Origin of the sequence: Streptomyces sp. NPDC050997, from assembly GCF_040660135.1 — a bacterium.
GTDB lineage: Bacteria > Actinomycetota > Actinomycetes > Streptomycetales > Streptomycetaceae > Streptomyces.
Genome location: NZ_JBFAGK010000003.1, coordinates 432,777 through 452,405, shown reverse-complemented (window position 1 = coordinate 452,405; position 19,629 = coordinate 432,777). Strand labels below are relative to the sequence as shown.

General features: G+C 68.8%; 19 protein-coding genes. 8 read left to right on the top strand and 11 right to left on the bottom strand.

All coding sequences use genetic code 11. The annotated features are described in order from the left end of the window. Position 1: 1 nt before the first annotated feature. Positions 2-862 carry an SDR family oxidoreductase gene (locus tag AB0H86_RS08640; RefSeq protein ID WP_362434644.1) on the bottom strand — a complete coding sequence of 287 codons (861 nt, stop codon included), beginning with the start codon at positions 860-862 and terminating at the stop codon, positions 2-4. An 89-nt stretch (positions 863-951) separates the two neighbouring features. Here AB0H86_RS08640 and AB0H86_RS08635 point away from each other — a divergent pair, with 89 nt between their 5' ends. Beyond that, positions 952-1,680 carry a TetR/AcrR family transcriptional regulator gene (locus AB0H86_RS08635; RefSeq protein WP_362434641.1) on the top strand — a complete coding sequence of 243 codons (729 nt, stop codon included), beginning with the start codon at positions 952-954 and terminating at the stop codon, positions 1,678-1,680. 132 nt (positions 1,681-1,812) lie between these two features. Here the strand turns inward: AB0H86_RS08635 and AB0H86_RS08630 are convergent, their stop codons facing one another. Next, a complete protein-coding gene (locus AB0H86_RS08630) occupies positions 1,813-3,201 on the bottom strand; it encodes a PHB depolymerase family esterase (RefSeq protein ID WP_362434638.1) in 1,389 nt (462 codons plus the stop codon). Positions 3,202-3,535: 334 nt separating this feature from the next. Here AB0H86_RS08630 and AB0H86_RS08625 point away from each other — a divergent pair, with 334 nt between their 5' ends. Continuing rightward, on the top strand, positions 3,536-4,927 hold the full coding sequence (locus AB0H86_RS08625; RefSeq protein WP_362434635.1) for a hypothetical protein: 1,392 nt from the start codon (positions 3,536-3,538) through the stop codon (positions 4,925-4,927). A 47-nt stretch (positions 4,928-4,974) separates the two neighbouring features. Here the strand turns inward: AB0H86_RS08625 and AB0H86_RS08620 are convergent, their stop codons facing one another. Next, positions 4,975-6,021 carry a LacI family DNA-binding transcriptional regulator gene (locus AB0H86_RS08620; protein ID WP_362434632.1) on the bottom strand — a complete coding sequence of 349 codons (1,047 nt, stop codon included), beginning with the start codon at positions 6,019-6,021 and terminating at the stop codon, positions 4,975-4,977. Between the two features lie 108 nt (positions 6,022-6,129). Here AB0H86_RS08620 and AB0H86_RS08615 point away from each other — a divergent pair, with 108 nt between their 5' ends. The 4 genes from AB0H86_RS08615 to AB0H86_RS08600 are packed head-to-tail and all read left to right on the top strand — an operon-like array spanning position 6,130 to position 10,152. After that, the gene (locus AB0H86_RS08615) at positions 6,130-7,308 is read left to right on the top strand and encodes a phytanoyl-CoA dioxygenase family protein (protein ID WP_362434630.1); all 1,179 of its coding nucleotides are present in this window, start codon (positions 6,130-6,132) and stop codon (positions 7,306-7,308) included. A gap of 16 nt (positions 7,309-7,324) precedes the next feature. After that, positions 7,325-8,101 (top strand): SDR family oxidoreductase, encoded by a 777-nt coding sequence (locus AB0H86_RS08610; RefSeq protein ID WP_362434628.1) that lies wholly within the window; start codon positions 7,325-7,327, stop codon positions 8,099-8,101. Positions 8,102-8,131: 30 nt separating this feature from the next. Next, complete coding sequence (locus AB0H86_RS08605) at positions 8,132-9,136, top strand: Gfo/Idh/MocA family oxidoreductase (RefSeq protein WP_362434626.1); 1,005 nt, start codon at positions 8,132-8,134, stop codon at positions 9,134-9,136. Continuing rightward, positions 9,133-10,152, top strand: coding sequence for a Gfo/Idh/MocA family oxidoreductase (locus AB0H86_RS08600; RefSeq protein WP_362434624.1), 1,020 nt, complete (start codon positions 9,133-9,135; stop codon positions 10,150-10,152). Before AB0H86_RS08605 ends, AB0H86_RS08600 begins: the two co-directional genes overlap by 4 nt. Before the next feature lie 65 nt (positions 10,153-10,217). Here AB0H86_RS08600 and AB0H86_RS08595 read toward each other — a convergent pair whose 3' ends face one another. The 5 genes from AB0H86_RS08595 to AB0H86_RS08575 all read right to left on the bottom strand — a co-directional run bounded on the left by AB0H86_RS08595 (position 10,218) and on the right by AB0H86_RS08575 (position 15,390). After that, positions 10,218-11,237, bottom strand: coding sequence for a Gfo/Idh/MocA family oxidoreductase (locus AB0H86_RS08595; RefSeq protein ID WP_362434622.1), 1,020 nt, complete (start codon positions 11,235-11,237; stop codon positions 10,218-10,220). 27 nt (positions 11,238-11,264) lie between these two features. After that, a complete protein-coding gene (locus AB0H86_RS08590; protein ID WP_362434619.1) occupies positions 11,265-12,167 on the bottom strand; it encodes an ATP-binding cassette domain-containing protein in 903 nt (300 codons plus the stop codon). 8 nt (positions 12,168-12,175) lie between these two features. After that, entirely contained in the window at positions 12,176-13,255 is a 1,080-nt protein-coding gene (locus AB0H86_RS08585; RefSeq protein ID WP_362434616.1) for an ABC transporter permease, read from the bottom strand. After that, a complete protein-coding gene (locus AB0H86_RS08580) occupies positions 13,255-14,271 on the bottom strand; it encodes a sugar ABC transporter substrate-binding protein (RefSeq protein ID WP_362434613.1) in 1,017 nt (338 codons plus the stop codon). The genes AB0H86_RS08585 and AB0H86_RS08580 overlap by 1 nt, the downstream gene beginning before the upstream one ends. Before the next feature lie 99 nt (positions 14,272-14,370). Further along, positions 14,371-15,390: a sugar ABC transporter substrate-binding protein gene (locus AB0H86_RS08575; RefSeq protein ID WP_362434610.1), complete on the bottom strand. Its 1,020-nt coding sequence runs from the start codon at positions 15,388-15,390 to the stop codon at positions 14,371-14,373. A gap of 323 nt (positions 15,391-15,713) precedes the next feature. Here AB0H86_RS08575 and AB0H86_RS08570 point away from each other — a divergent pair, with 323 nt between their 5' ends. Both AB0H86_RS08570 and AB0H86_RS08565 read left to right on the top strand, forming a co-directional pair. Next, positions 15,714-15,908 (top strand): hypothetical protein, encoded by a 195-nt coding sequence (locus tag AB0H86_RS08570; RefSeq protein ID WP_362435300.1) that lies wholly within the window; start codon positions 15,714-15,716, stop codon positions 15,906-15,908. Next, on the top strand, positions 15,908-16,684 hold the full coding sequence (locus AB0H86_RS08565; RefSeq protein ID WP_362434607.1) for a GntR family transcriptional regulator: 777 nt from the start codon (positions 15,908-15,910) through the stop codon (positions 16,682-16,684). Before AB0H86_RS08570 ends, AB0H86_RS08565 begins: the two co-directional genes overlap by 1 nt. Positions 16,685-16,769: 85 nt before the next feature. Here the strand turns inward: AB0H86_RS08565 and AB0H86_RS08560 are convergent, their stop codons facing one another. The 3 genes from AB0H86_RS08560 to AB0H86_RS08550 form a co-directional block, all read right to left on the bottom strand. Next, a complete protein-coding gene (locus AB0H86_RS08560; RefSeq protein ID WP_362434604.1) occupies positions 16,770-17,627 on the bottom strand; it encodes a sugar phosphate isomerase/epimerase family protein in 858 nt (285 codons plus the stop codon). Positions 17,628-17,784: 157 nt separating this feature from the next. Further along, complete coding sequence (locus AB0H86_RS08555) at positions 17,785-18,672, bottom strand: sugar phosphate isomerase/epimerase (RefSeq protein WP_362434601.1); 888 nt, start codon at positions 18,670-18,672, stop codon at positions 17,785-17,787. Further along, a complete protein-coding gene (locus AB0H86_RS08550) occupies positions 18,669-19,628 on the bottom strand; it encodes an NAD(P)-dependent oxidoreductase (protein WP_362434598.1) in 960 nt (319 codons plus the stop codon). Before AB0H86_RS08550 ends, AB0H86_RS08555 begins: the two co-directional genes overlap by 4 nt. Position 19,629 lies beyond the last annotated feature (1 nt).

The window sequence follows — 19,629 nt, the reverse complement described above, 5'->3', positions numbered from 1 at the left end:
TCTATTCGGCCCAGGCACGCTCCAGCTGGGTACGGAAGCCGGCGGGCTTTCGCCCGATCAGCTCGGCCAGCGTCGAGTCGACAGCGGTGAACTCACCATTCCGCGCCGCGGCGAAGATGCTCAGCATCAGGTCGGCGATCGGGGCCGGGGCGCCGTGCGCCAGGACCTGCTCTCGGAAGACGTCGTCGGGGACGACGGTGCGGGTGAAGGGCCGTCCGGTGGTTTCGGACGCGATCTCGGCGATGGTCTCGAAGTCGAGCGCCGCCGGGCCTGTGAGCGGCGGGGTGGGCCCCTCGAAGCGGGCCTTCTCGGCGAGGATCACCGCAGTGGCCTCGGCGAGGTCGTCGTGGCCGGTCCAGGCGACGGGGCCGTCGGCGGGGAGGGCGATGTCGCCGGTGTGGCGGGAGGACTCCAGGAACTGCACGGCACTGGAGGCGTAGAAGCCGTTGCGCAGCGCGGTCCAGGGCAGGCCTGTGGCGTGCAGCAGGTCCTCGGTCTGGGCGTGGTCCCGGCATGCCTGGAAACGGGCGTCGTGGGCGGCGCCCATCTGGCTGGTGTAGAGGATGCGGCCGACGCCTGCCTGCACGGCGGCGTCGATGGCGGCGCGGTGGCCGCTGACGCATTCCTGGCCTGTGCGGTCTAGGGAGACGAGGAGCAGTTGCTCGGCGCCCTCGAAGGAGTGTCCGAGCGAGGTGGGGTCGTCGAAGCTGCCCTGCCGGACGCGGACGCCGCGGTCGGCGAGGTCCTGGGCCTTGCGGGGGTCACGGACGCTGACGCCGACGCGGTCGGCGGGGACACGCTCCAAGAGGCGCTCGACGGTGCGGCGGCCGAGCTTTCCGGTGGCTCCGGTAACGATGATCATTGAGTTCTCCGTACACTGTTTCCGGTGGAATCACAGTAACGGTAACACTGGAAATTCCGATGGAACCAGATCCTCGGTACCATCGGTTCATGGCTACGCGCGACTCAACCGACAGCCCTCGGCGCCGCATCGTCGAGGCCGCCGTCGAGCTGCTGGAGAACGGCGGCCCTGACGCGGTGAGCACCCGCGCGGTCGCGGCCGCGGCCGGAATGCAGCCGCCGGCGATCTACCGCCTCTTCGGCGACAAGGAGGGGCTTCTCGAGGCCGTCGCTGAGCACGGCTACGCGCAGTTCCTGGAGAGAAAGCGCGCGCAGCTCGACCCCGCGCCACAGGACCCGGTGGAGGAGCTGCGCCGCGGCTGGGACATGGTGGTCGAGTTCGGGGTCACCCGCCCCGAGCTGTTCGCGGTGATGAACCGGGCCTTCGGCCGGGGATCGGACGCAGCACACCGCGCGGGCTTGGAGATCCTCCACGGGCGAGTGCGTCGGCTGGCGGCCAGGGGGTGGTTGCGGGTGGACGAGGAGCTGGCCGCCCAGATCATCCAGGCAACCGGCCAGGGCGCGGTCACGACCTGGCACTCCACCCCTGCGGACCGCCGCAATCCGGCGCTGTTGACCGTCCTGCGCGAGTCCATGGTCGCGGCTGTCACTCGCGCCGAGCCGGTGGTCCCCGCCTCGGAGTCCGGTCCCTCCGCGGCGGCCCGCGCGCTGCGCGCCGCCCTCCCCGACAGTGCCGATGTCCTGAGCGACGCCGAGCAGCGCCTGCTGCGTGAGTGGCTCACGCGCCTGGCGGCGGACGGTGGCGCGCCACATGCCTGATCACGCGTCAGGCGCCCTCGTGAGGGAAGGGATGTTGGCCCGCTTATGGTCCCGATCTTGTCGATGAACGCGCTCGCGCCGTCACCCGGACAAGCGGAAGTCGGGGCGACGGCGCTCGGAGCGAGCCGGTGTCTACAGGGACTGGCGCATGATCCAGTCCCGGATGCCGGGGATGGCGTAGGCGGTCTGCCAGGTGGCCATGTGCGCGCTGGTGGTGGACCCGGGCGGCACGACGGTGCCGGTCTCGAAGGCGGCGAAGTTCACCGGGGTCCTCTGTGCCTTCATGCTCCGGACGTCCGCGGCGAACTCCGCGGCCGTGGACCGGCCGTCCCACAGGGCGGTGCTGACCTGTGTGCCCTGGTCCTGGATGACCTCGGTGATGGCCTGCTCGCCGGGGTATGCCTTGGTGTCGTCCGCGGAGACGAGGATCCACAGCTTCTTCCGGGCCAGCGGCGCGGCCTGGGTCGCCGGCCATTGGCCTGCGACGATGAACGCGGCCGCGAACAGGTCGGGGTACCTGATGTTCAGACCCAGCGACATCATCGCGCCCATCGACTGCCCGGTCGTGTAGAGCCGGTCCCGGTCGATGCTGTACTGCTGCGTCACCGACTGGACGAGGTTGGCGGTGGCCTCGAAGAGCGTCGACGGCTCGTAGGTGTCGTCGATCACCACGGAGCCGTATTCGGGGGCCAGGACGAAGGACTCGTGGCGGGCCTGGTCTTCCGGGCTCGCCCAGCACACGGCGCCCAGGCCCTGGACCAGGGGGCCCTCGGTCGCGACGTTGACCACGCTCGCGTCGTGCATGAACAGCACCATCGGGTAGCTCTTGCGGTCGTCGTAGTTCTTGGGGACGAACAGGTTGTACCTCAGGGTCTGCCCGGTGGCGGGGTCGCTGAACGAGAGCTGCTGGAAGTCGTCGACGATCAGGTTCACCACCGCTTCGGTGGTCCGCGCCGTGGCGTCCGCGGCGTAACGGGTGCCACGGGTCGTGGTGACGGTGCCCGTCTGGGTCACCGTGGCCTTCGCCGCGACGATGGTTCCGCCCGGTGTGGTGTCGCCGACCACCGGGCCCCCCGCCCCGGGCCCGCCGCCGTCATCGCCCGACCCGCCGTCGTCGGAACCGTCGTCGGGAGGTGTGCCGGGACCCTGCTTGGTCACCCACAGGGCCGCCGCGGTGTCGTCCGGCGACAGCTCCACGATGACGTAGCGGCCGTCCCTGCCCCGCTGCGCGAGGTCGGCCGTCCGGTTCGCGTAGACCTTGGTCACGGTGCGATCGGTGACCGCGAACGTCGACGTCGACAGGGTCGAGCCGTCGATGTCGCTGTCGTATTCGACCGCCACCGCGACCAGCTTCTGCCCGACGCCGAAGACCTGCGTGACGGCGGTGACACTCCGCACGTGGTCACCCCCCGAGCCCGTCCCGTCTTCCTCAGCGGCCGAGCCGGGTGTTGCGCCGCCGAACACCGCCAAGGCGCCGGCGGTCGCGGTCGCGGATCCGGCCATGAAGGTACGCCTGTCCATGAAGGTGAGCTCCTTCGAGAGTGGTTGTCAGGGCTGCGAGTGCCACCCTCTCGCCCCATGCTGTGAAGCACTTCGAGAAAGCAGCCCTTTTTTCACAGGTTTCTCAAAGGTTTCCTGGTCGCGTACATGAATTCGCGGCGTGCAACCTTAGATAACGCGCTTCAATTGTTGACGCCCTAAATTTCCGGTGTGACGATCCCTTGTGCCGCAAGATTGGCCAGCGACCCACTCCCGGCTCGGCTTGTGGGCCCTGACCAGGCATGTTATCTCACTTCGTCGACGGCGAAAATTCGCTGAATTCTGACTGCGTGGCTTGAATTCAAAGGAGAAAGCTGTGGTTCCCAAGAATGAGAAAGAGGACATTCGGCTCGGCAGCCCGCTGCACCGGCGGTCGTTCCTGGGGAGCTCGATTGCGGCGGCAGCGGCGGCGATGTCCCTCGGAGATGCCACGACGGCGGACGCCGCCACGCATAAGGGCACGCATACAGGGCTGAGGGCGGGGGCCGGCCGGGCGGCGATCAGTATCCCGGCGTCCCTCCTGCCGCTGGACGGCTTCACCACGGTCCACGACGACCTCTACGTACGGATCCTGCTGCTGGAGAACGGCTCCCGCCGCTGCGCCCTCGCTGTCCTCGACCTGACGTCGATCAGTGCGGAGGCGATCGCCGCGATGAGGACGACCATCGCGAAGGCCTCCGGCGTGGCGACGGCCGACATCGTCGTGACCGTGACGCACACGTTCTCCGCCCCACACGTGCGGGCGACCAGCACGTCGACGGCAGCGGCCCAGTATGTGCAGGAGATCACGAAGGCCGCCGCGACCGCGACCGCGGCGGCGGTCAAGGGACTCAGGTCCGCGCGGGTCGGCTTCGGCACCGGCACCTGCGACGTCAACGTCAACCGGGATGTCCGCACCGCCGACGGCTGGTGGCTCGGCACCGGCGAGACGGGCTCCTCCGACAAGAGCGTGGGCGTCACCCGCCTCGACGACCTGGACGGCGACCCCATCGCCGTCCTCATCAACTACAGCGTCCAGTCCTCGGTCATGATGCAGTCGGTCATGGCAGGCGGCGACCTGCCGATCACGGCCGACCTGGCGGGCGCGGCGGTGCAGCACGTGGAGAAGCAGTACGACGGTGCCGCCGTCGGGTTCTTCCTGGTCGGCTCCTGCGGGGACCAGTCACCGGCGTTCAGGTCGAAGCGGTACACCATCGACAAGGACAAGAAGTGGGCCCAGGTCGATGCCCAGGACGCCGGCTGGCTGCTTCTCACGGTGCAGGGTGAGCGGCTGGGCACCGAGGCCGTCCGGGTCAGCGAGACCATCAGGACCTCCGACGGCGGTTCGGGCTCGGCGGTGCGCCTCCTCACCGACTCCGTCACGGTCGGCACGGTGGTCGAGGGGCACCCGACGGGGCCGACGAAGACGTACGACTTCACCCCGGACGGCACGGCCGACGTACCGATCTGGATCCTCCAGGTCGGGAACGGCGTGTTCGTGGGGGTGGCGCCGGAACTGTCCACCGACACCGCGCTGGCCATCAAGAAGCACTCGCCGTTCCCGCACACCGCCGTCCTGTCGATGCTCGAAGGCGGCTCCAAGAACATGGCCGAGGCACAGAGCTACGCCCGGATCACGTACGAGGCGATGGACTCGTCGTACGCCCAGGGCTCGGCCGAGACGGTCGCCGCCAAGATCGGCGCCATGCTGCACTCCCTGCGCGCCTGACCCTTTGAAGGAGCGCACACCCCAGCGAAGGCTCACCATGGGGTTTTTCAGTCGAAGACCATCAGGGTCGGCGCACTCGGGGGCATGTTGAACGGCGTGACCACCTGGATCGCCGAGGGCAGCGAGGGGCCGTCGTCGGGTAGTGCCTTGTGGGCGCGCATGATGATCTGGCAGGCGCGGCGCATGTCCTGACGCAGGTCATGGTGGAGAACCGCGGACAGGCGGCGCTCGCGCAGCAGGCGGGTGTTGTCGTGGTCGAGGTCGTGGGCGATGAACACCGCGCACTCCCGCCCGAGCGCTTCGAAGGCATCGAGGGTGGCGAGGTTGCCCCCGCCGGCGGAGTAGACGGCGATGATGTCCTCGTCCCGCTTGAGCGCCTGCAGGACAAGATCGTGCTGGGTGGCGTCCAGGCCGTCGCTGTCGGTGACCTCCACCAGGGATCGTCGGGGGTCGGCGAGGCGCATCGCGCTGCGGAAGCCCATCTCGCGTTCCTCCTCGCCTCGGAAGGAGCCCCGGCTGATGGTGGTGAGCACATTGCCGGGCCGCTTGCCCAGCCACTGTCCGAGGAGATAGGCGGCGGTGCCGCCGGCCGCGCGGTTGTCGATGCCGACGTACGCCAGGCGTGCGCTGTGGGGCAGGTCGGTCACCAGGGTGACGACCGGTATGCCGGCCGCGACCAGCCGGCCCACCGCGGCTGCGATCTCCGGCTCGTCGGGGGCCTTGAGAATCACGCCCTGAGTACCACGCTTCGCGATCTTGTCGAGGGTTCCGATCAGTTCGACGGGAGGGCAGGTCTCGCGGAAGTGGAAGCGCGAGCGCACATGAGCCGGATGGAGGGAGGGCAGTTCGGCTTCGAGCGCCTCCCGGACGGCGGTGGAGAACCGCTGCGGCGTCTGCATCACGATGTCGACCATGAAGGTGCGGCCCCCGAGCCGGACCTGGCTCTGCTGCCGGTCCAGATCGTTGATGGCTTCTTGTACCTCCCTGATGGTGCTCTCCGTCACGTTGCCCCGCTGATTGAGGACGCGGTCGACCGTGGCCGTGCTCAGTCCGGCCTGACGGGCGATTTCCCTGATCGGGTAGCGGTGTCGCATGACGGATCCCAAGGGCAGGTGATGGATTTTTGATGTACTGGAAAGCATTGAATGATGGGTTCAGGTTCTCAAGACTGGCAGAAATGCACGGACTGCGAAAGGACCCGGATGTCTCCCCCAGCCGCGGGAGCGCGAACTTGGTTGACCGAGGCGGACTGCGATCTCGACGCGTTCCGCTCACTCGTGGAGCAGAGCACCGACCCCGCCGACCACCCCTCGGCCGAGCGGATCGAACAGAACGTCCCGCTCTACGACAGTGATCGGCTCCGCACTCTGGCGACCTCCCCCAAGGGCCGTCGCAGCGTGCAGGACGAGTTGGTCCGGGCTCTGCTGGACGGGCCCGGCATCGTGGTCCTCAAGGGCGCCTTCACCGACGCGGCCATCGTGGACCGGGCGTCCGAGGCCTTCCGCGCACTGATCGAGGAGGAGCGCGCGAGCGGCACGGCCCGCGGCGACCACTTCGCCAAGCCGGGCGCGAACGACCGGGTCTGGAACGCCCTGGACAAGGTCGCCGTACGGGCGCCCGAGGTGTTCGCCGACTACTACGCCAACGACTCCCTGGAACTGATCGCCGAGGCATGGCTCGGCCCCGCCTACCAGGTCACCTCACAGGTCAACGTGGTCAACCCGGGCGGCGCGGCGCAGAAGGTCCACCGCGACTACCACCTCGGCTTCCTCTCCCAGGAGCGCGCCGCGGCCTACCCGGCGCACATCCACCGCCTCTCGCCTGTGCTCACCCTGCAGGGCGCGGTGGCCCACTGCGACATGCCCGTCGAGTCCGGCCCGACCCTGTACCTGCCGCACTCGCAGAAGTTCGAGCCCGGCTATCTCGCCTGGCGACTCCCGCAGTTCGTCGAGTACTTCGACGCCCACCACGTCCAACTCCCCCTGGCAAAGGGCGACGCGGTCTTCTTCAACCCGGCGCTCTTCCATGCCGCCGGGCACAACCGGTCGGCCGACATCAGGCGCATGGCGAACCTGTTGCAGATCTCCTCCGCCTTCGGCCGCGCCATGGAGGCGGTGGACCACGAAGCGATGGCGAACGCGCTGTTCCCGGTGCTGCTGCGTCGCAAGGCCGAGGGCGCCTCACAGGACTGGCTGCGCCGCGTGGTCACGGCCACCGCCGAGGGCTACCCCTTCCCCGCCAACCTCGACCTCGACCCGCCGGTGGACGGGCTCGCCCCGCCCTCCCAGGCGGACACCGTCTGGCAGGCCGTCGCCGAAGGCTGGGACCCCGCGAGACTGCGCCAGGAACTGCAGGCGGCCGCCAAGCGCCGCCGGAGCTGAAAGGGACACAGCACACATGGGACTGCTTGAGACTCCGCTGCTTGAAGACCTGGTCGTCCTCGTCAACGGCGGCAGCCAGGGCGTCGGCGCGGGCATCGTGCGGGCGGCCGTACGGGAGGGCGCGACCGTCGTCTTCACCGGCCGCCGGGCCGAGGTGGGTGAGAAGCTCGCCGCGGACACGGGCGCGCGCTTCGTGCGGGCGGATCTCTCCGATCCGGCGCAGGCGCGCGACAGCGTCGTACAGGCCGTCGCCGCTCACGGGCGCGTCGACTGTCTCGTCAACGCGGCGGGACTGACGTCGCGTGGCTCGCTGTTGGACACCACGCCGGAACTGTTCGACCAGCACATGGCGATCAATCTGCGCGCGCCGTTCTTCGCGATGCAGGCGGCGGTGGCCGACATGACGGCCCGCAAGGCGCCGGGCACCATCGTCAACATCATCTCCAACTGCGCCCACGGCGGGCCGCCCCACCTGGCCCCGTACTCGGCGGCCAAGGCCGGACTGGCGGGCCTGACGCGCAACGCCGCCCACGCGCACCGCTGGGACAGGATCCGGATCAACGGCCTCAACATCGGCTGGACGGACACCGAGGGCGAGGACGCCACGCAGCGCGCCTTCCACGACGCGGGCGACGACTGGCGGGAGAAGGCCGCCCGGTCACAGCCCATGGGCAAGCTCGGACAGGTCGACGAGATCGCCGACTTCGTCGTCTTCCTGCTCTCCGGCCGCAGTGGCGTGGTGACCGGCTCGGTCATCGACTGGGACCAGAACGTCTTCGGCGGCCAGGACTGAACCGCCCTCGGGCAGAAGGAGCACGATCTCATGCGCATAGGACTCATGGGGCTGGGCCGCATCGGCGCCTTCCACGCGGAGACCCTCGCCGGTCTTGACGCGGTGGACTCCCTGGTGGTCACCGACCCGGTGGCCGCTGCCGTCGCCAAGGCCACCGAACGCTTCGGGGCCACCGCCGCCGACTCTCCCGAGGCCCTGCTAGCCGCCGGAGTCGACGGCGTCGTGATCGCCGCCGCGACCGACGCGCACCCCCACCTCATCCTCGCCGCCGTGAAGGCGGGCATCCCCGTCTTCTGCGAGAAACCCGTGGCACGCGGGGTCGAGGAGAGCCTGGAGGTGCTGCGCGCGGTGGAGGGCAGTGGCGTCGAGGTGCACATCGGCTACAACAGACGCTTCGACGCGGGCTGTGTGGCCGCCCGCCGGGCCGTGGTGAGCGGCGAACTCGGCGACCTGCACACCGTACGGTCCACCACCCTCGACCCCGCCCCGCCGCCGCCCGCCTACGTGGCCGTCTCCGGCGGCATCTTCCGCGACTGCAGCGTGCACGACTTCGACATCGTGCGCTGGGTGACCGGCCGCGAGGTGGTCGAGGTCTACGCGACCGGCGGCAACCGGGGCGCGGAGTACATCCGTGAGGCGGGTGACGTCGACACGGCGTCCACCCTGCTCACCCTCGACGACGGCACCATCGCCGTCATCTCCAACTCCCGCCACAACGCCCGCGGTTACGACGTGCGCCTGGAGCTGCACGGCATGAAGGACAGCATCGCGGTCGGCCTGGAGGACAAGCTGCCGCTGCGGTCCGTCGAACCGGGTGTCACGTTCCCGGCGGGCACCCCGCACGACTTCTTCATGGACCGGTTCGCCGCCGCCTACCGCGCCGAACTCACCGCGTTCACCGAGGTCGTCGCCGGCACCCGTACCTCCCCCTGCACGGTCGCGGACGCCATCGAGGCGAGCTGGATCGCCGAGGCGTGCACCCTGTCGCTCCATGAGCACCGGCCCGTACGACTCGACGAGGTGCGCAAGGGATGACGGACGAGCCCCTGCGGATCGGCGTCCTGGGCGCGTCCCGGATCGCCGAGCTGTCGATCGTCGGACCTGCTCGTGCGACCGGTCACCGCCTCGTCGCGGTGGCCGCCCGCGACCGAGACCGGGCCGAGGCCTTCGCCGCCACGCACGGCGTGGAACGCGTGGTCGGCTCCTACGCCGACCTTGTCGCCGACCCGGAGATCGAGGTCGTCTACAACCCGTTGGCCAACAGCCTGCACGGCCCGTGGAACCTGGCCGCCCTCCAGGCCGGCAAGCACGTCCTCACCGAGAAGCCGTCCGCGAGCAACGCGGTGGAGGCGGCCGAGGTCCACGAGGCCGCCGCCAAGGCGGGCACGGTGTTCATGGAGGGCTTCCACTACCTGTTCCACCCGGTCACCCTGCGCCTGCACGAGCTGCTGAGCAGCGGCGAGTTGGGCGACCTCCGGCACGTCGAGACCATGGTCGCCATGCCCGCGCCACCGGACAGCGACGTACGGTGGTCGCTCCCGCTGGCAGGCGGCGCGCTGATGGACCTCGGGTGCTACAGCCTGCACGCCCAGCGCATGCTCGCGCCCTGGGCGGGCGGGGCGCCCCGGCTGGTCGCGGCGCGCGGCGGGGAGAAGGACGGGACCACGGGCGTCGACGAGTGGCTGTACGCCGACGTGGAGTTTCCCGGCGGGGCCACCGGTACGGCCAACTGCCACATGGCGTACGACAAGTGGCAGATGAGCTGCCGGGTCGTGGGCACGCGGGGCGAGGCCACGGTGATGAACTTCGTGCAGCCGCACCTGGACGACCGCGTGGTGGTGCGCACGGCCGCCGGCGAGCGCACCGAGGAACTCGGCCGCCGCTCGTCGTACACCTTCCAGCTGGAGGCCTTCGCGGCCCACCTTCGGGACGACGCGCCACTGGTTCTCGACGCGGACGACGCGCTGACCACCATGCGTCTCGTCGACGAGTGCTACCAGGCGGCCGGGTTCCCGGTCCGGCCGCGTACGGTGCTTCCGGCCACCGGCTGAGGAGAGACAGAAACGGGAGAGGGCGGTACCGGTCCGGTACCGCCCTCTCCCGCTGTGCGTGCCGCCTACTGATAGAAAGCGGGTCGCTCGATCAACTCGACCTCGACGCGCCGCCCTTCCCGCTGGGACAGCACGCCCGCCTCGCACACGGCCGCGGCCGCATAGCCGTCCCAGACACTGGGGCCGGCGGTCTCACCGCGCCGCGTGACGTCCACCCAGGTCTGAACCTCGCGGTCGTAGGCATCCTCGAAACGCTCGAGGTAGTCCGGTGTGACACGGCCGCCCCAACGGCCCTCGGCGGTCAGCCGCGGGCCGTGTTCGTCGTCGATCCGTACGGTGCCGCGTTCGCAGACCGCTTCGGCCCGCACCTGGTAGCCGTAGCCGCAGTGGCCGAAGATCTCGACGTCGACGAGGGCACCCGACTCGGTCTCGAAGAGCACGAATTGAGGGTCGTTCATACCGGTCGGGGCATGCGACGTCGATGTCGGCTTGTGCACGGTGACCGCTGTGATCTCCTGGTCGAGGAGCCAACGGGTCACGTCCATCTCGTGCACCACCGAGTCGTTGATGAGCATCTCGTTGGTGAACCACGGCGGCATGGACGGGTTCCGGTGCTGGTGGTGCAGCATCAGTGCCCTGCCCAGCTCCCCGCCGTCGAGGAGCCGCTTCAGCTTCATGTATGCGGTGTCGTATCGCCGCATGAAGCCCACCTGGATACGCCGGTGCCCGAGCCGCTGCTCCGCCTCCAGGACGCGAAGGGCGGAGGCCGCGTCGGGGGTGAGCGGCTTCTCGCACAGAACCGGCAGGTCACGGTCGAGGGCTTCGAGCAGGGCCGCCTCGTGGGCGGGCCCCGGGGAAGCGATGAGGACGGCGTCCACGTCCTGAGCTGCCATGGCCGCGGCGGGTTCGGTGTACGCCGTGCAGCCCTCGATGGCGTCGGCGAGCGTCTTGGCGCGCTCCGTCTCGATGTCGACGACGGCGGTCACGCGAGCCCCGCTGACGAGATGATGAAGTCTGCGCGTATGGTCCGCGCCCATCTTGCCGGTGCCGACGACGGCAACGCCGAGTGCTCGCTCAGATGTCATGTTCTGATGTCTCCGCGGTTGGTGAGGTCAGTTGGCCTGGGGTGCGCCGACCTGAAGTGCTTCCTCTTCGGGGAGTCCCTCGACGTCGACGCCTCGGACCTGCGCCAGCTCATGTTTGAGAGCCGTGAGTTCGGTGCCGCCGGCCATGTGGTTGGTCAGTTCCTCCAGCGTGATCTGGTCGCGGGCGGCGGACAGTTCCATGGTGCCCAGGCGCAGCACGCTGAAGTGGTCGCCGACCATGTAGGCGTGGTGCGGGTTGTGGGTGATGAAGATGACGCCGAGGCCGCGGTCGCGGGCGGCGGCGATGTACTTGAGCACGGCGCCGGACTGCTTGACGCCGAGTGCGGCGGTGGGCTCGTCCAGGATGAGGACGCGGGCGCCGAAGTAGACGGCGCGGGCGATGGCCACGCACTGCCGCTGGCCGCCGGAGAGGGTACCGATGGGTTGTTCGAGGTCGTCGAGGATGATGCCCATCTCGCGCAGCTCGCGGTCTGCGGTCTTCTTCATCCGCTCGATGTCGAGGCGGCGGATCGGCCAGGGGCCCTTGGTCATCTCGGAGCCGAGGAAGAAGTTGCGCCACACCGGCATCAGCGGGACGGTCGCGAGGTCCTGGTAGACGGTGGCGATGCCCTTGTCGAGGGCCTCACGCGGGGTGGAGAAACGCACCGGGGTGTTGTCGACGAGGAAGTCGCCCTCGGTGTGCTGGTGCAGCCCGGAGATGATTTTGATCAGGGTGGACTTGCCCGCGCCGTTGTCGCCGAGCACGCAGCTCACCTGGCTGGGGAAGACCTTCAGGCTCACGCCGTGCAGGGCGCGGACGTTGCCGTACGTCTTGCCGGCGCCGCGCAGTTCGACCGTGGCGCTGTCCTTGTCCGTGGCATCGTCCATGAGGATCGCGCCGTGTGTGCCGGATTCGTTGTTGGATGTCATGGGGTCGGTCACCTCCTGTTCGCCGACTGGCGGACCCACAGATTGATCAGGACGGCGCCGAGCAGCATCACGCCGAGGAAAGCCTTGAACCAGTCCGGGTTCCAACCGGCGAAGACGATGCCCTGGTTGACCATGCCGAACATGAACGCGCCGAAGACCGGGCCGATCGCGGAGCCGAAGCCGCCGGTCAGCAGACAGCCGCCGATGACGGCCGCGGCGATGTAGATCAGCTCCTGGCCCACGCCCTCGCCCGACTGCACCGTGTTGAAGGTGAACAGCTGGTGCATCCCGACGAACCACGCGCCCAGGCCGACCAGCATGAACAGCGAGATCTTCGTGAAGGTCACGGGCACGCCGACCGCCCGTGCGCTCTCCTTGTTGCCGCCGACCGCGAAGATCCAGTTGCCGTACTTGGTGCGCAGCAGGACCCAGGTGGCCAGAGCGGCGAAGACCAGCCAGTAGAACACGGTGATCTTCACCTGGACGCCGCCGATGTCGAACGAGTTGGCGAAGATCTTCTGCGCCTGGCCGAAGCCGTCCATGTCGCTGATGTCGTCGGTCGCCACGTTGCTGGTGATCAGTTTGGTCACCGCGAGGTTGACGCCCTGGAGGATCAGGAAGGTGCCCAGGGTGACCAGGAAGCTGGGCAGCCCGGTCTTCACGACCATCCAGCCGTTGAAGAAGCCGACGGCCAGTGACACCAGGAGTGCCACGAGCACACCGACCCAGACGTTCGCGCTCAGCTGATAGGCGAGCATGCTCGCGGTGAGGGCCGAGGTGATCACGGCGACACCGGCCGACAGATCGAACTCGCCGCCGATCATCAGCAGCGCGACCGGCAGTGCCATGATGCCGAGCGTCGACGACTGGTACAGCACCGTGGCCATCGAGCTGCCGTCGCGCACCGGCGGAGCGGCGATCAGGAAGAACACGTACACCGCGGCGGCGCCGAGGAAGACACCCACCTCGGGCCGTGCCAACAGCCGGAGAGCCAGTGGCCGTTCAGATGTGCGGCCGTCCTTGTCATCGGCCGGCGGGGCCGGCGACGGGGAGCCCGTCGCCGGAACCGTGGTCTGGGTCATGGTCATCACCGGGTTCCCTTCGCGGCGAATGCGGCGACCTTGTCGATGTTGGACTTGTCGACGATGGCCGGGCCGGTCAGCACGGCCTCAGCACCGCCGCCGCTGTAGTTGCCGTTGTTCTTGTAGAGCCACAGGGCGTCGACCGACAGGTAGCCCTGGAGGTAGGGCTGCTGGTCGATGGCCCACTGGATCTTGCCGTCCTGGACGGCCTTCACCAGGTCCTTGTTGAGGTCGAAGGTGGCGAGCTTGGCCTTGCTGTCCGACTCGGACAACGACTGTGACGCGGTGAGTGCGATCGGGGCGGCGAGGGTCGCCACGAAGTCGATGGAGCTGTCCTGCTTGAGCTTGGCGGTGATCGTCGACTTCACGGACGGCATGTCGGTGCCGTTGACATAGAGGATGTCGGTCTTGCCGGAGAAGGTCTTCTTCAGTCCGTCACACCGCTGGGTGAGGCCGATGTTGCCCTGTTCCTGGACGACACAGGCCGTGTGTTTGGCGCCGACCTCGTTGAGCTTCTTGCCGAACGCCTCACCGGCCACTGTCTCGTCCTGCCCGAAGAACTCCAGCAGGCCCAACTTCTTCCAGTCGCTCACACCGGAGTTGAAGCCGACGACGGGTATGCCGGCCTGCCCGGCCTTGGCGACGACGCTCTTGAGCGCGTCGGGCTTGGCGAGGGTGACGGCGATGCCGTCGACCTTCTGATCGATCGCGTTCTGCACCAGGTTGGCCTGGTTGCCGGCGTTCGGGTCGGAGGAGTAGACGAGCTTGATGTTGTCCTTGGCGGCGGCGGTCTCGGCGCCCTTACGGACGGTGTCCCAGAAGGTGTCGCCGGGCGCGGCATGCGTGATCAACGCGACCGTCATACGGGGGGTGGTGGCCTTGCCGGCCGAGATGTTGTTCCCGGCCTCGTCGGCTTTCTTGCCTCCGGAGCTGCTGGAACATCCGGCGACCAGGAGGGCGGCCGCCGCTGCGGCAACGACGGGGGTGATTCTGCGGGAACGGGGGCGGGACAAATGGTTCATCCTCGGCACCTCACTGTGCGGAAGGGGGATGGGCGTGGTTCTTCTCCGGTGCCGGAGACGGGGAGCCCGTCTCCGGTGCCGTGGTCCGCGTCTCGGCGATCACCGGGTTCCCTTCGCGGCGAACTCGGCGATCTTGTCGACGTTGGTCTTGTCGACGAAGGCCGGTCCGGTCAGCACGGGTGCCTCGCCGCCGCCGCTGTAGTTGCCGTTCGTCTTGTAGAGCCACAGGGAGTCGACCGACAGGTACCCCTGGAGGTAGGGCTGCTGGTCGATGGCCCACTGGAGCTTGCCGTCCTTGATGGCGCCGACCGCGTCCTTGTTGAGGTCGAACGTGGCGAGCTTGGCCTTGCCGCCGGACTCCTCGATGGACTGGATGGCGGTCATCGCGAACGGGGCGCCGAGCGTGGTGACGTAGTCGATGGAGGAGTCCGTCTTGAGCTTGGCGCTGATCGTCGACTTCACCGACGGCATGTCGGTGCCGTTGACGTAGAGGATGTCGGTCTTGCCCTGGAACGTCTTCTTCACGCCGGCACAGCGGGCCTCCAGGGCCACCTGCCCCTGTTCCATGATCACGCAGACGGTGTGCTTGGCGCCGGCCTCGTTGAGCTTGCGGCCGAACGCCTCGCCCGCGATGCTCTCGTCCTGGCCGAAGTACTCGAGCAGACCCTGCTTCTTCCAGTCCTGCACGCCGGTGTTGAAGCCGACGACGGGGATGCCGGCCTTCTCGGCCAGGGCGACCACGGACTTCATGGCGTCCGGCTTGGCCAGAGTGACAGCGATGCCGTCGACCTTCTGGTCGATGGCGTTCTGGACCAGGTTCGACTGGTTGGGGCCGTTGGGGTCGCTGGAGTAGACCAGCTTGATGTTGTCCTTGGCGGCCGCGGCCTGGGCGCCCTTGCGAATCGTGTCCCAGAAGGTGTCGCCGGGCGCGGCGTGCGTGATCATCGCGACCGTCATACGGGGAGTGGTGGCCTTGCCGGCCGAGATGTTGTTCCCAGCCTCGTCGGCCTTCTTGCCTCCGGAGCTGCTGGAGCATCCGGCGACGAGTAGGGCAGCGGCGGCCACCGCTGCGACGGCGGGGACGGTTCTGCGGGAGCGGGGGTGGGACGAACGGTCCATCTTTCCGGCACCTCACTGTGCTGCAGGGGAAAGGGAGAAGTGGCTGATTGAGCGAACACTGCGGATCACATGCTGTTAACACCGCTGTGCCTATGACGAGATAGAACAGTCACGCCACCCTGAGGTCAATGTTTGTAATGACATCATTTGCCCATCAAGGCAAGATGTCAGAACAATTACTTGACGCTGGTTGCGCGGGACCTATAGACCTGAAATGGCTGGGCGTCCCCGGCCATTTTCCTTCGCCTTCCTGATCGCGACGGGGAGACGCACGCCCCCATGCAGGAGATCCGCGAATGAAAGCTTCCTTTGATGTAATAACCATGGGTCGAAAGAGCCGAGAGCTTCGGCAAGGTCCTGCCTTCGACGGCAGGAAGGACTCGCTCTTCCGCGACCACCACATCCACGGCAACGAGGGCACGCGCTTCTCCACCCGCGGCAAGGCCGTCCCCACCCGCCGGCCGGACCCGGCCGACGCCCCGTCGGGCGTCGACCTGGGCTTCCCGCGCACCCTCTGATGAAGACCGGACGCCGGAAGGCAGCCGACGGCACGACTGTGCTCGACATCGCCATCGACCGCATGAGCCCGGTACCGTTGTACCACCAGTTCGCCCAGCAGTTGGAGCAGGGTATCGAGCGCGGCCTGCTCCTCCCGGGCGCCCTGCTCGGCAACGAGATCGAACTCGCCGAACGACTCGGTCTGTCACGGCCGACCGTCCGGCAGGGCATCAAGACCCTGGTCGAGAAGGGACTGTTGGTACGGCGTCGGGGCGTCGGCACCCAGGTCGTGCGCAGCACGGTCAGGCGCCCTCTGGAACTCACCAGCCTCTACGACGACCTGGAGGAGACCGGGCAGGCACCGAGCACACGGGTGGTACGCAACGAGGTCGTGCCCGCGTCCGCCGAGGTCGCCGCGGCTCTGGGGATCAGGGAGGGCGACAGCGTGATCCGGTTGGAGCGGATCCGGTACGCGAACGGACTCACTGTGGCCTTCCTGTGCAACTACCTGCCGACCGACCTGCTGCTCGACCTGGACACGGAGCTGCTGGAGGCCACCGGGCTGTACCGGATCCTGCGCGCGGCCCGCATCAGTCTGTACCGAGCGCACCAGGAGATCGGCGCCCATGCGGCCACCGCCGAGGAGGGGCACGCCCTCGGCGAACCCGAGGGCGTGCCCCTCCTCACCCTGCGGCGCACGGCGTACAACGCCGCCGGGGAGGCCGTGGAGTGCGGCACGCATCTCTACAACGCGGCGCGCTACGTGTTCGAGTTCCATTTGCTCATGCGGAGGTAGGCCTTGAGCAGCCGACCCGCGTCGGCAGCAGGAGACAGGGGTGGCGGGGGCGACCGTGGTTTCGACCCAGCCACCCCTGCGCCATTTACCTCACCTGCTCCACCAGTGCCGCCGCAGTCCGGTACGCCGCTGCGGCGGCCTCCCGCACCGGCAGCGCACGGTGCGTGTCGGAGAGGATCTCCACACCCCAGGGACCGCTCCAGCCGGCCGTACGCAGGGCGCTGACGATGCCCGGGAGATCGAAGGAGCCCTCTCCGCACAGGCGACGGCGATGGACGGTGTCCTCGAAAAGCGTGCCGACGACCTGAGGGTCGGCGTCGTTGAGCTCCACGCCCACGATCCGTGACCCGGGTACGTCCGCCAGGTCGGCGGGCGGGGTATGGGCGCGCTCGGTGTGCCAGACGTCGATGATGAGCCCGCCCGCCGGATGACCTGCGGTCTCGACGAGCCGGAGTCCGTCGTGCACGGTCTTGAGGTTGGACCAGGGCAGGGGCTCGACGCCGAGCCGGGCGCCCACCCCGTCGGCCTGTGCCGCCAGCGTGGCGAACTCCTTGGCCCAGACGTCCAGGTCCCAGGGTTCGTCCGCCAGGTCCGGGCCGATCTTGAAGGTGCGTGCGCCGAGCGCCTCGATGGCCCGCAGCATTTCGACGCGGACGGCGTCCGACGCGACCCGTCGGGGTCCGTCGGCCCACCAGTCGGTCAGCAGCTCCAACTCGACGTGGTCGATACCGTTGTCCGCGAAGAGAGACCGGATGCCGGCGAGCCCGTACTCGCGCTCGGCCTCCACCAAGTCCCAGTACAGCAGCCCGAAGGCCGTGAATCCGGCGTCGCGCGCCGCTTCCACCCGTTCTCGCAGGTTCAACGGACTGCGCTGGTCTTGCTCATCGGGAGCGGCGTCGCCCGCAGTGGTCCAACACGTGGCCAGGAATTGGTCAGCGGTCATTTCTGTTTTCTGGATTCCTCACGTTCGGAAAAGACGCCGGCACGCTATGAATGGAAATTCCAAGAACAGGCAGCAAGCCGCCTCGGCATTCTTGGATGCCCGCACGCGCCGGTCAACCCCTCAGGAGACATCAAATACACATCAGGCCTGTATACGGCTACGCGACGCCGCGCAGCACCGCACGCAGATGCTCGGCGCTGGCCCACACATCCTCGACCGGCCCCTTTTCCTTGGGCTCCTCGGTCAGGATGGCGTCCTGTTCCAGGACGTACCAGCCGTCGTAGCCGCGTGCGCTGAGGTGGGTGACGATGGCCTGGACGTCCACGTCTCCCGCGCCGAGCGGGCGGTACATGCCCTTGCGCACGGCCTCGGTGTAACTGAGCTGTCCGGACTGGACCTTGGCGGCGAGGGAGGCGTCCACGTCCTTCATGTGGGTGTGGGCGATGCGCTCGGGCGCCTGGCGGGTGAGCTCGGCGGGGTCGGTGCCGCCGATGAGCAGGTGTCCGGTGTCGAGGCAGAGCGAGATCGCCGAGTGCTCCAGGACGCGGCGGACCTCGTCACCGTTCTCGATCATCGTGCCGACGTGCGGGTGCAGGACGGCGCGTACGCCGCGTTCGGCGGCCAGCGAGGAGAGCCGGTCAAGGTTGGAGAGCAGCAGCTTCCATCCGTCGGCGTCGAGTTCGGGGCGGGAGTCGTAGCCGTCCTGCCCGGTGACGGCCGAAAGGACGAGAACCTCCGCCTTCGAGGCGGCGTAGCTCTCCAGGAGCTGTTCGACCGCGGGCAGCGGGTCGTGGCCGGGCACGTGCAGCAGCAGCGGGGTGAAGCCGCCGACCGCGTGCAGGTCGTGATGGGCGAGGACCTGGGCCATGGCGTCCGGCTCGCCGGGCAGGAAGCCCTCGGGGCCGATCTCGGTGGCGGCCAGGCCGACTTCGCGCATCTCGTTCAGTACGCGCTCGGGCGTCAACTGGTAGCCCCAGCCGGGGACTTCGCACACGCCCCAGGAGATGGGCGCGCCGGCGATCCTGTTCAGGGGGGAGGTGGTCATGCCGTGGCCTTTCGCTGGTTCCAGTCGGGGTTGGCGACCGCGGCCGGTGAGCGGCCCGCGAGGACGTCCGCGACACCGCGGGCCGCGTCGACGAACGTCAGGGTCATCGCCCGGCGCGTCATGCCCATCAAGTGGGGAGTGAGGACGACGTCGGGGTGGTCGAACAGTGGGTGGTAGAGGGCCGGTTCGGGGTCGAAGACGTCCAGTCCGACGCCCGACAGCCGGCCCGTCTCCAGGGCGGCCAGGGTGGCGTCCGGGTCGAGCAGGCCACCGCGGCCGCAGTTGATCAGGATCGCTCCCGGCCTGACGCGGGACAGCAGCCGCTCGTTCACGAGGTGCCGGGTCTCCTCGACGAGCGGCGCGTGCAGGGTGAGCACGTCGCTCGACTCGGCCAGTTCACCGAGGTCGGCGCAGGCGAACTCGGAGGGTGGGGGGCTGAACGGGTCGTAGGCGAGCGTCCGCATCCCGAAGGCGGCGGCGAGTTCGCCCACCCGGCGGCCGATGCGGCCGTAGCCGACGATGCCCAGGGTGGCGCCGTCCAGGTCGCCGACCGGTACGGCGTTGCGCTCGGCCCACTGGCCTTGCCGTACCAGCTCGGTCAGCGGTTTCAGGCGCTTGGTCAGGTGCAGGGCCATGGCGAAGACGCCCTCGGCCACGGCCCGGCTGCCGCTGCCCGGGGTGATGACCACGGCGATCCCACGGGCGGAGGCCGCCGCCACGTCGACCAGGTCGACGCCGACGCCGGTGCGGGCGATGACCCGCAGCCGCGGCGCCCGCCGCAGGAGATCCTCGTCGACCCGCCGGTCGGCACGCACGATGGCGCCTTCGGCGACCGCGAGGTCATCGGGCGTGGGATCGGTGACGAAAGTGACCCGCTCGCCGAGGACGGGGGCCACCGTGTCGATGTCGACGGGGCCGAGGGCCACTACGACGTGCTCGGTGACATGCTCGGACATA

Coding starts and splice junctions, on each gene's coding strand:
- AB0H86_RS08640 (WP_362434644.1), bottom strand. CDS start 862: ATGATCATCGTTACCGGAGCCACCGGAAAGCTCGGCCGCCGCACCGTC.
- AB0H86_RS08635 (WP_362434641.1), top strand. CDS start 952: ATGGCTACGCGCGACTCAACCGACAGCCCTCGGCGCCGCATCGTCGAG.
- AB0H86_RS08630 (WP_362434638.1), bottom strand. CDS start 3,201: ATGGACAGGCGTACCTTCATGGCCGGATCCGCGACCGCGACCGCCGGC.
- AB0H86_RS08620 (WP_362434632.1), bottom strand. CDS start 6,021: ATGCGACACCGCTACCCGATCAGGGAAATCGCCCGTCAGGCCGGACTG.
- AB0H86_RS08615 (WP_362434630.1), top strand. CDS start 6,130: ATGTCTCCCCCAGCCGCGGGAGCGCGAACTTGGTTGACCGAGGCGGAC.
- AB0H86_RS08610 (WP_362434628.1), top strand. CDS start 7,325: ATGGGACTGCTTGAGACTCCGCTGCTTGAAGACCTGGTCGTCCTCGTC.
- AB0H86_RS08605 (WP_362434626.1), top strand. CDS start 8,132: ATGCGCATAGGACTCATGGGGCTGGGCCGCATCGGCGCCTTCCACGCG.
- AB0H86_RS08600 (WP_362434624.1), top strand. CDS start 9,133: ATGACGGACGAGCCCCTGCGGATCGGCGTCCTGGGCGCGTCCCGGATC.
- AB0H86_RS08595 (WP_362434622.1), bottom strand. CDS start 11,237: ATGACATCTGAGCGAGCACTCGGCGTTGCCGTCGTCGGCACCGGCAAG.
- AB0H86_RS08590 (WP_362434619.1), bottom strand. CDS start 12,167: ATGACATCCAACAACGAATCCGGCACACACGGCGCGATCCTCATGGAC.
- AB0H86_RS08585 (WP_362434616.1), bottom strand. CDS start 13,255: ATGACCATGACCCAGACCACGGTTCCGGCGACGGGCTCCCCGTCGCCG.
- AB0H86_RS08580 (WP_362434613.1), bottom strand. CDS start 14,271: ATGAACCATTTGTCCCGCCCCCGTTCCCGCAGAATCACCCCCGTCGTT.
- AB0H86_RS08575 (WP_362434610.1), bottom strand. CDS start 15,390: ATGGACCGTTCGTCCCACCCCCGCTCCCGCAGAACCGTCCCCGCCGTC.
- AB0H86_RS08570 (WP_362435300.1), top strand. CDS start 15,714: ATGGGTCGAAAGAGCCGAGAGCTTCGGCAAGGTCCTGCCTTCGACGGC.
- AB0H86_RS08565 (WP_362434607.1), top strand. CDS start 15,908: ATGAAGACCGGACGCCGGAAGGCAGCCGACGGCACGACTGTGCTCGAC.
- AB0H86_RS08560 (WP_362434604.1), bottom strand. CDS start 17,627: ATGACCGCTGACCAATTCCTGGCCACGTGTTGGACCACTGCGGGCGAC.
- AB0H86_RS08555 (WP_362434601.1), bottom strand. CDS start 18,672: ATGACCACCTCCCCCCTGAACAGGATCGCCGGCGCGCCCATCTCCTGG.
- AB0H86_RS08550 (WP_362434598.1), bottom strand. CDS start 19,628: ATGTCCGAGCATGTCACCGAGCACGTCGTAGTGGCCCTCGGCCCCGTC.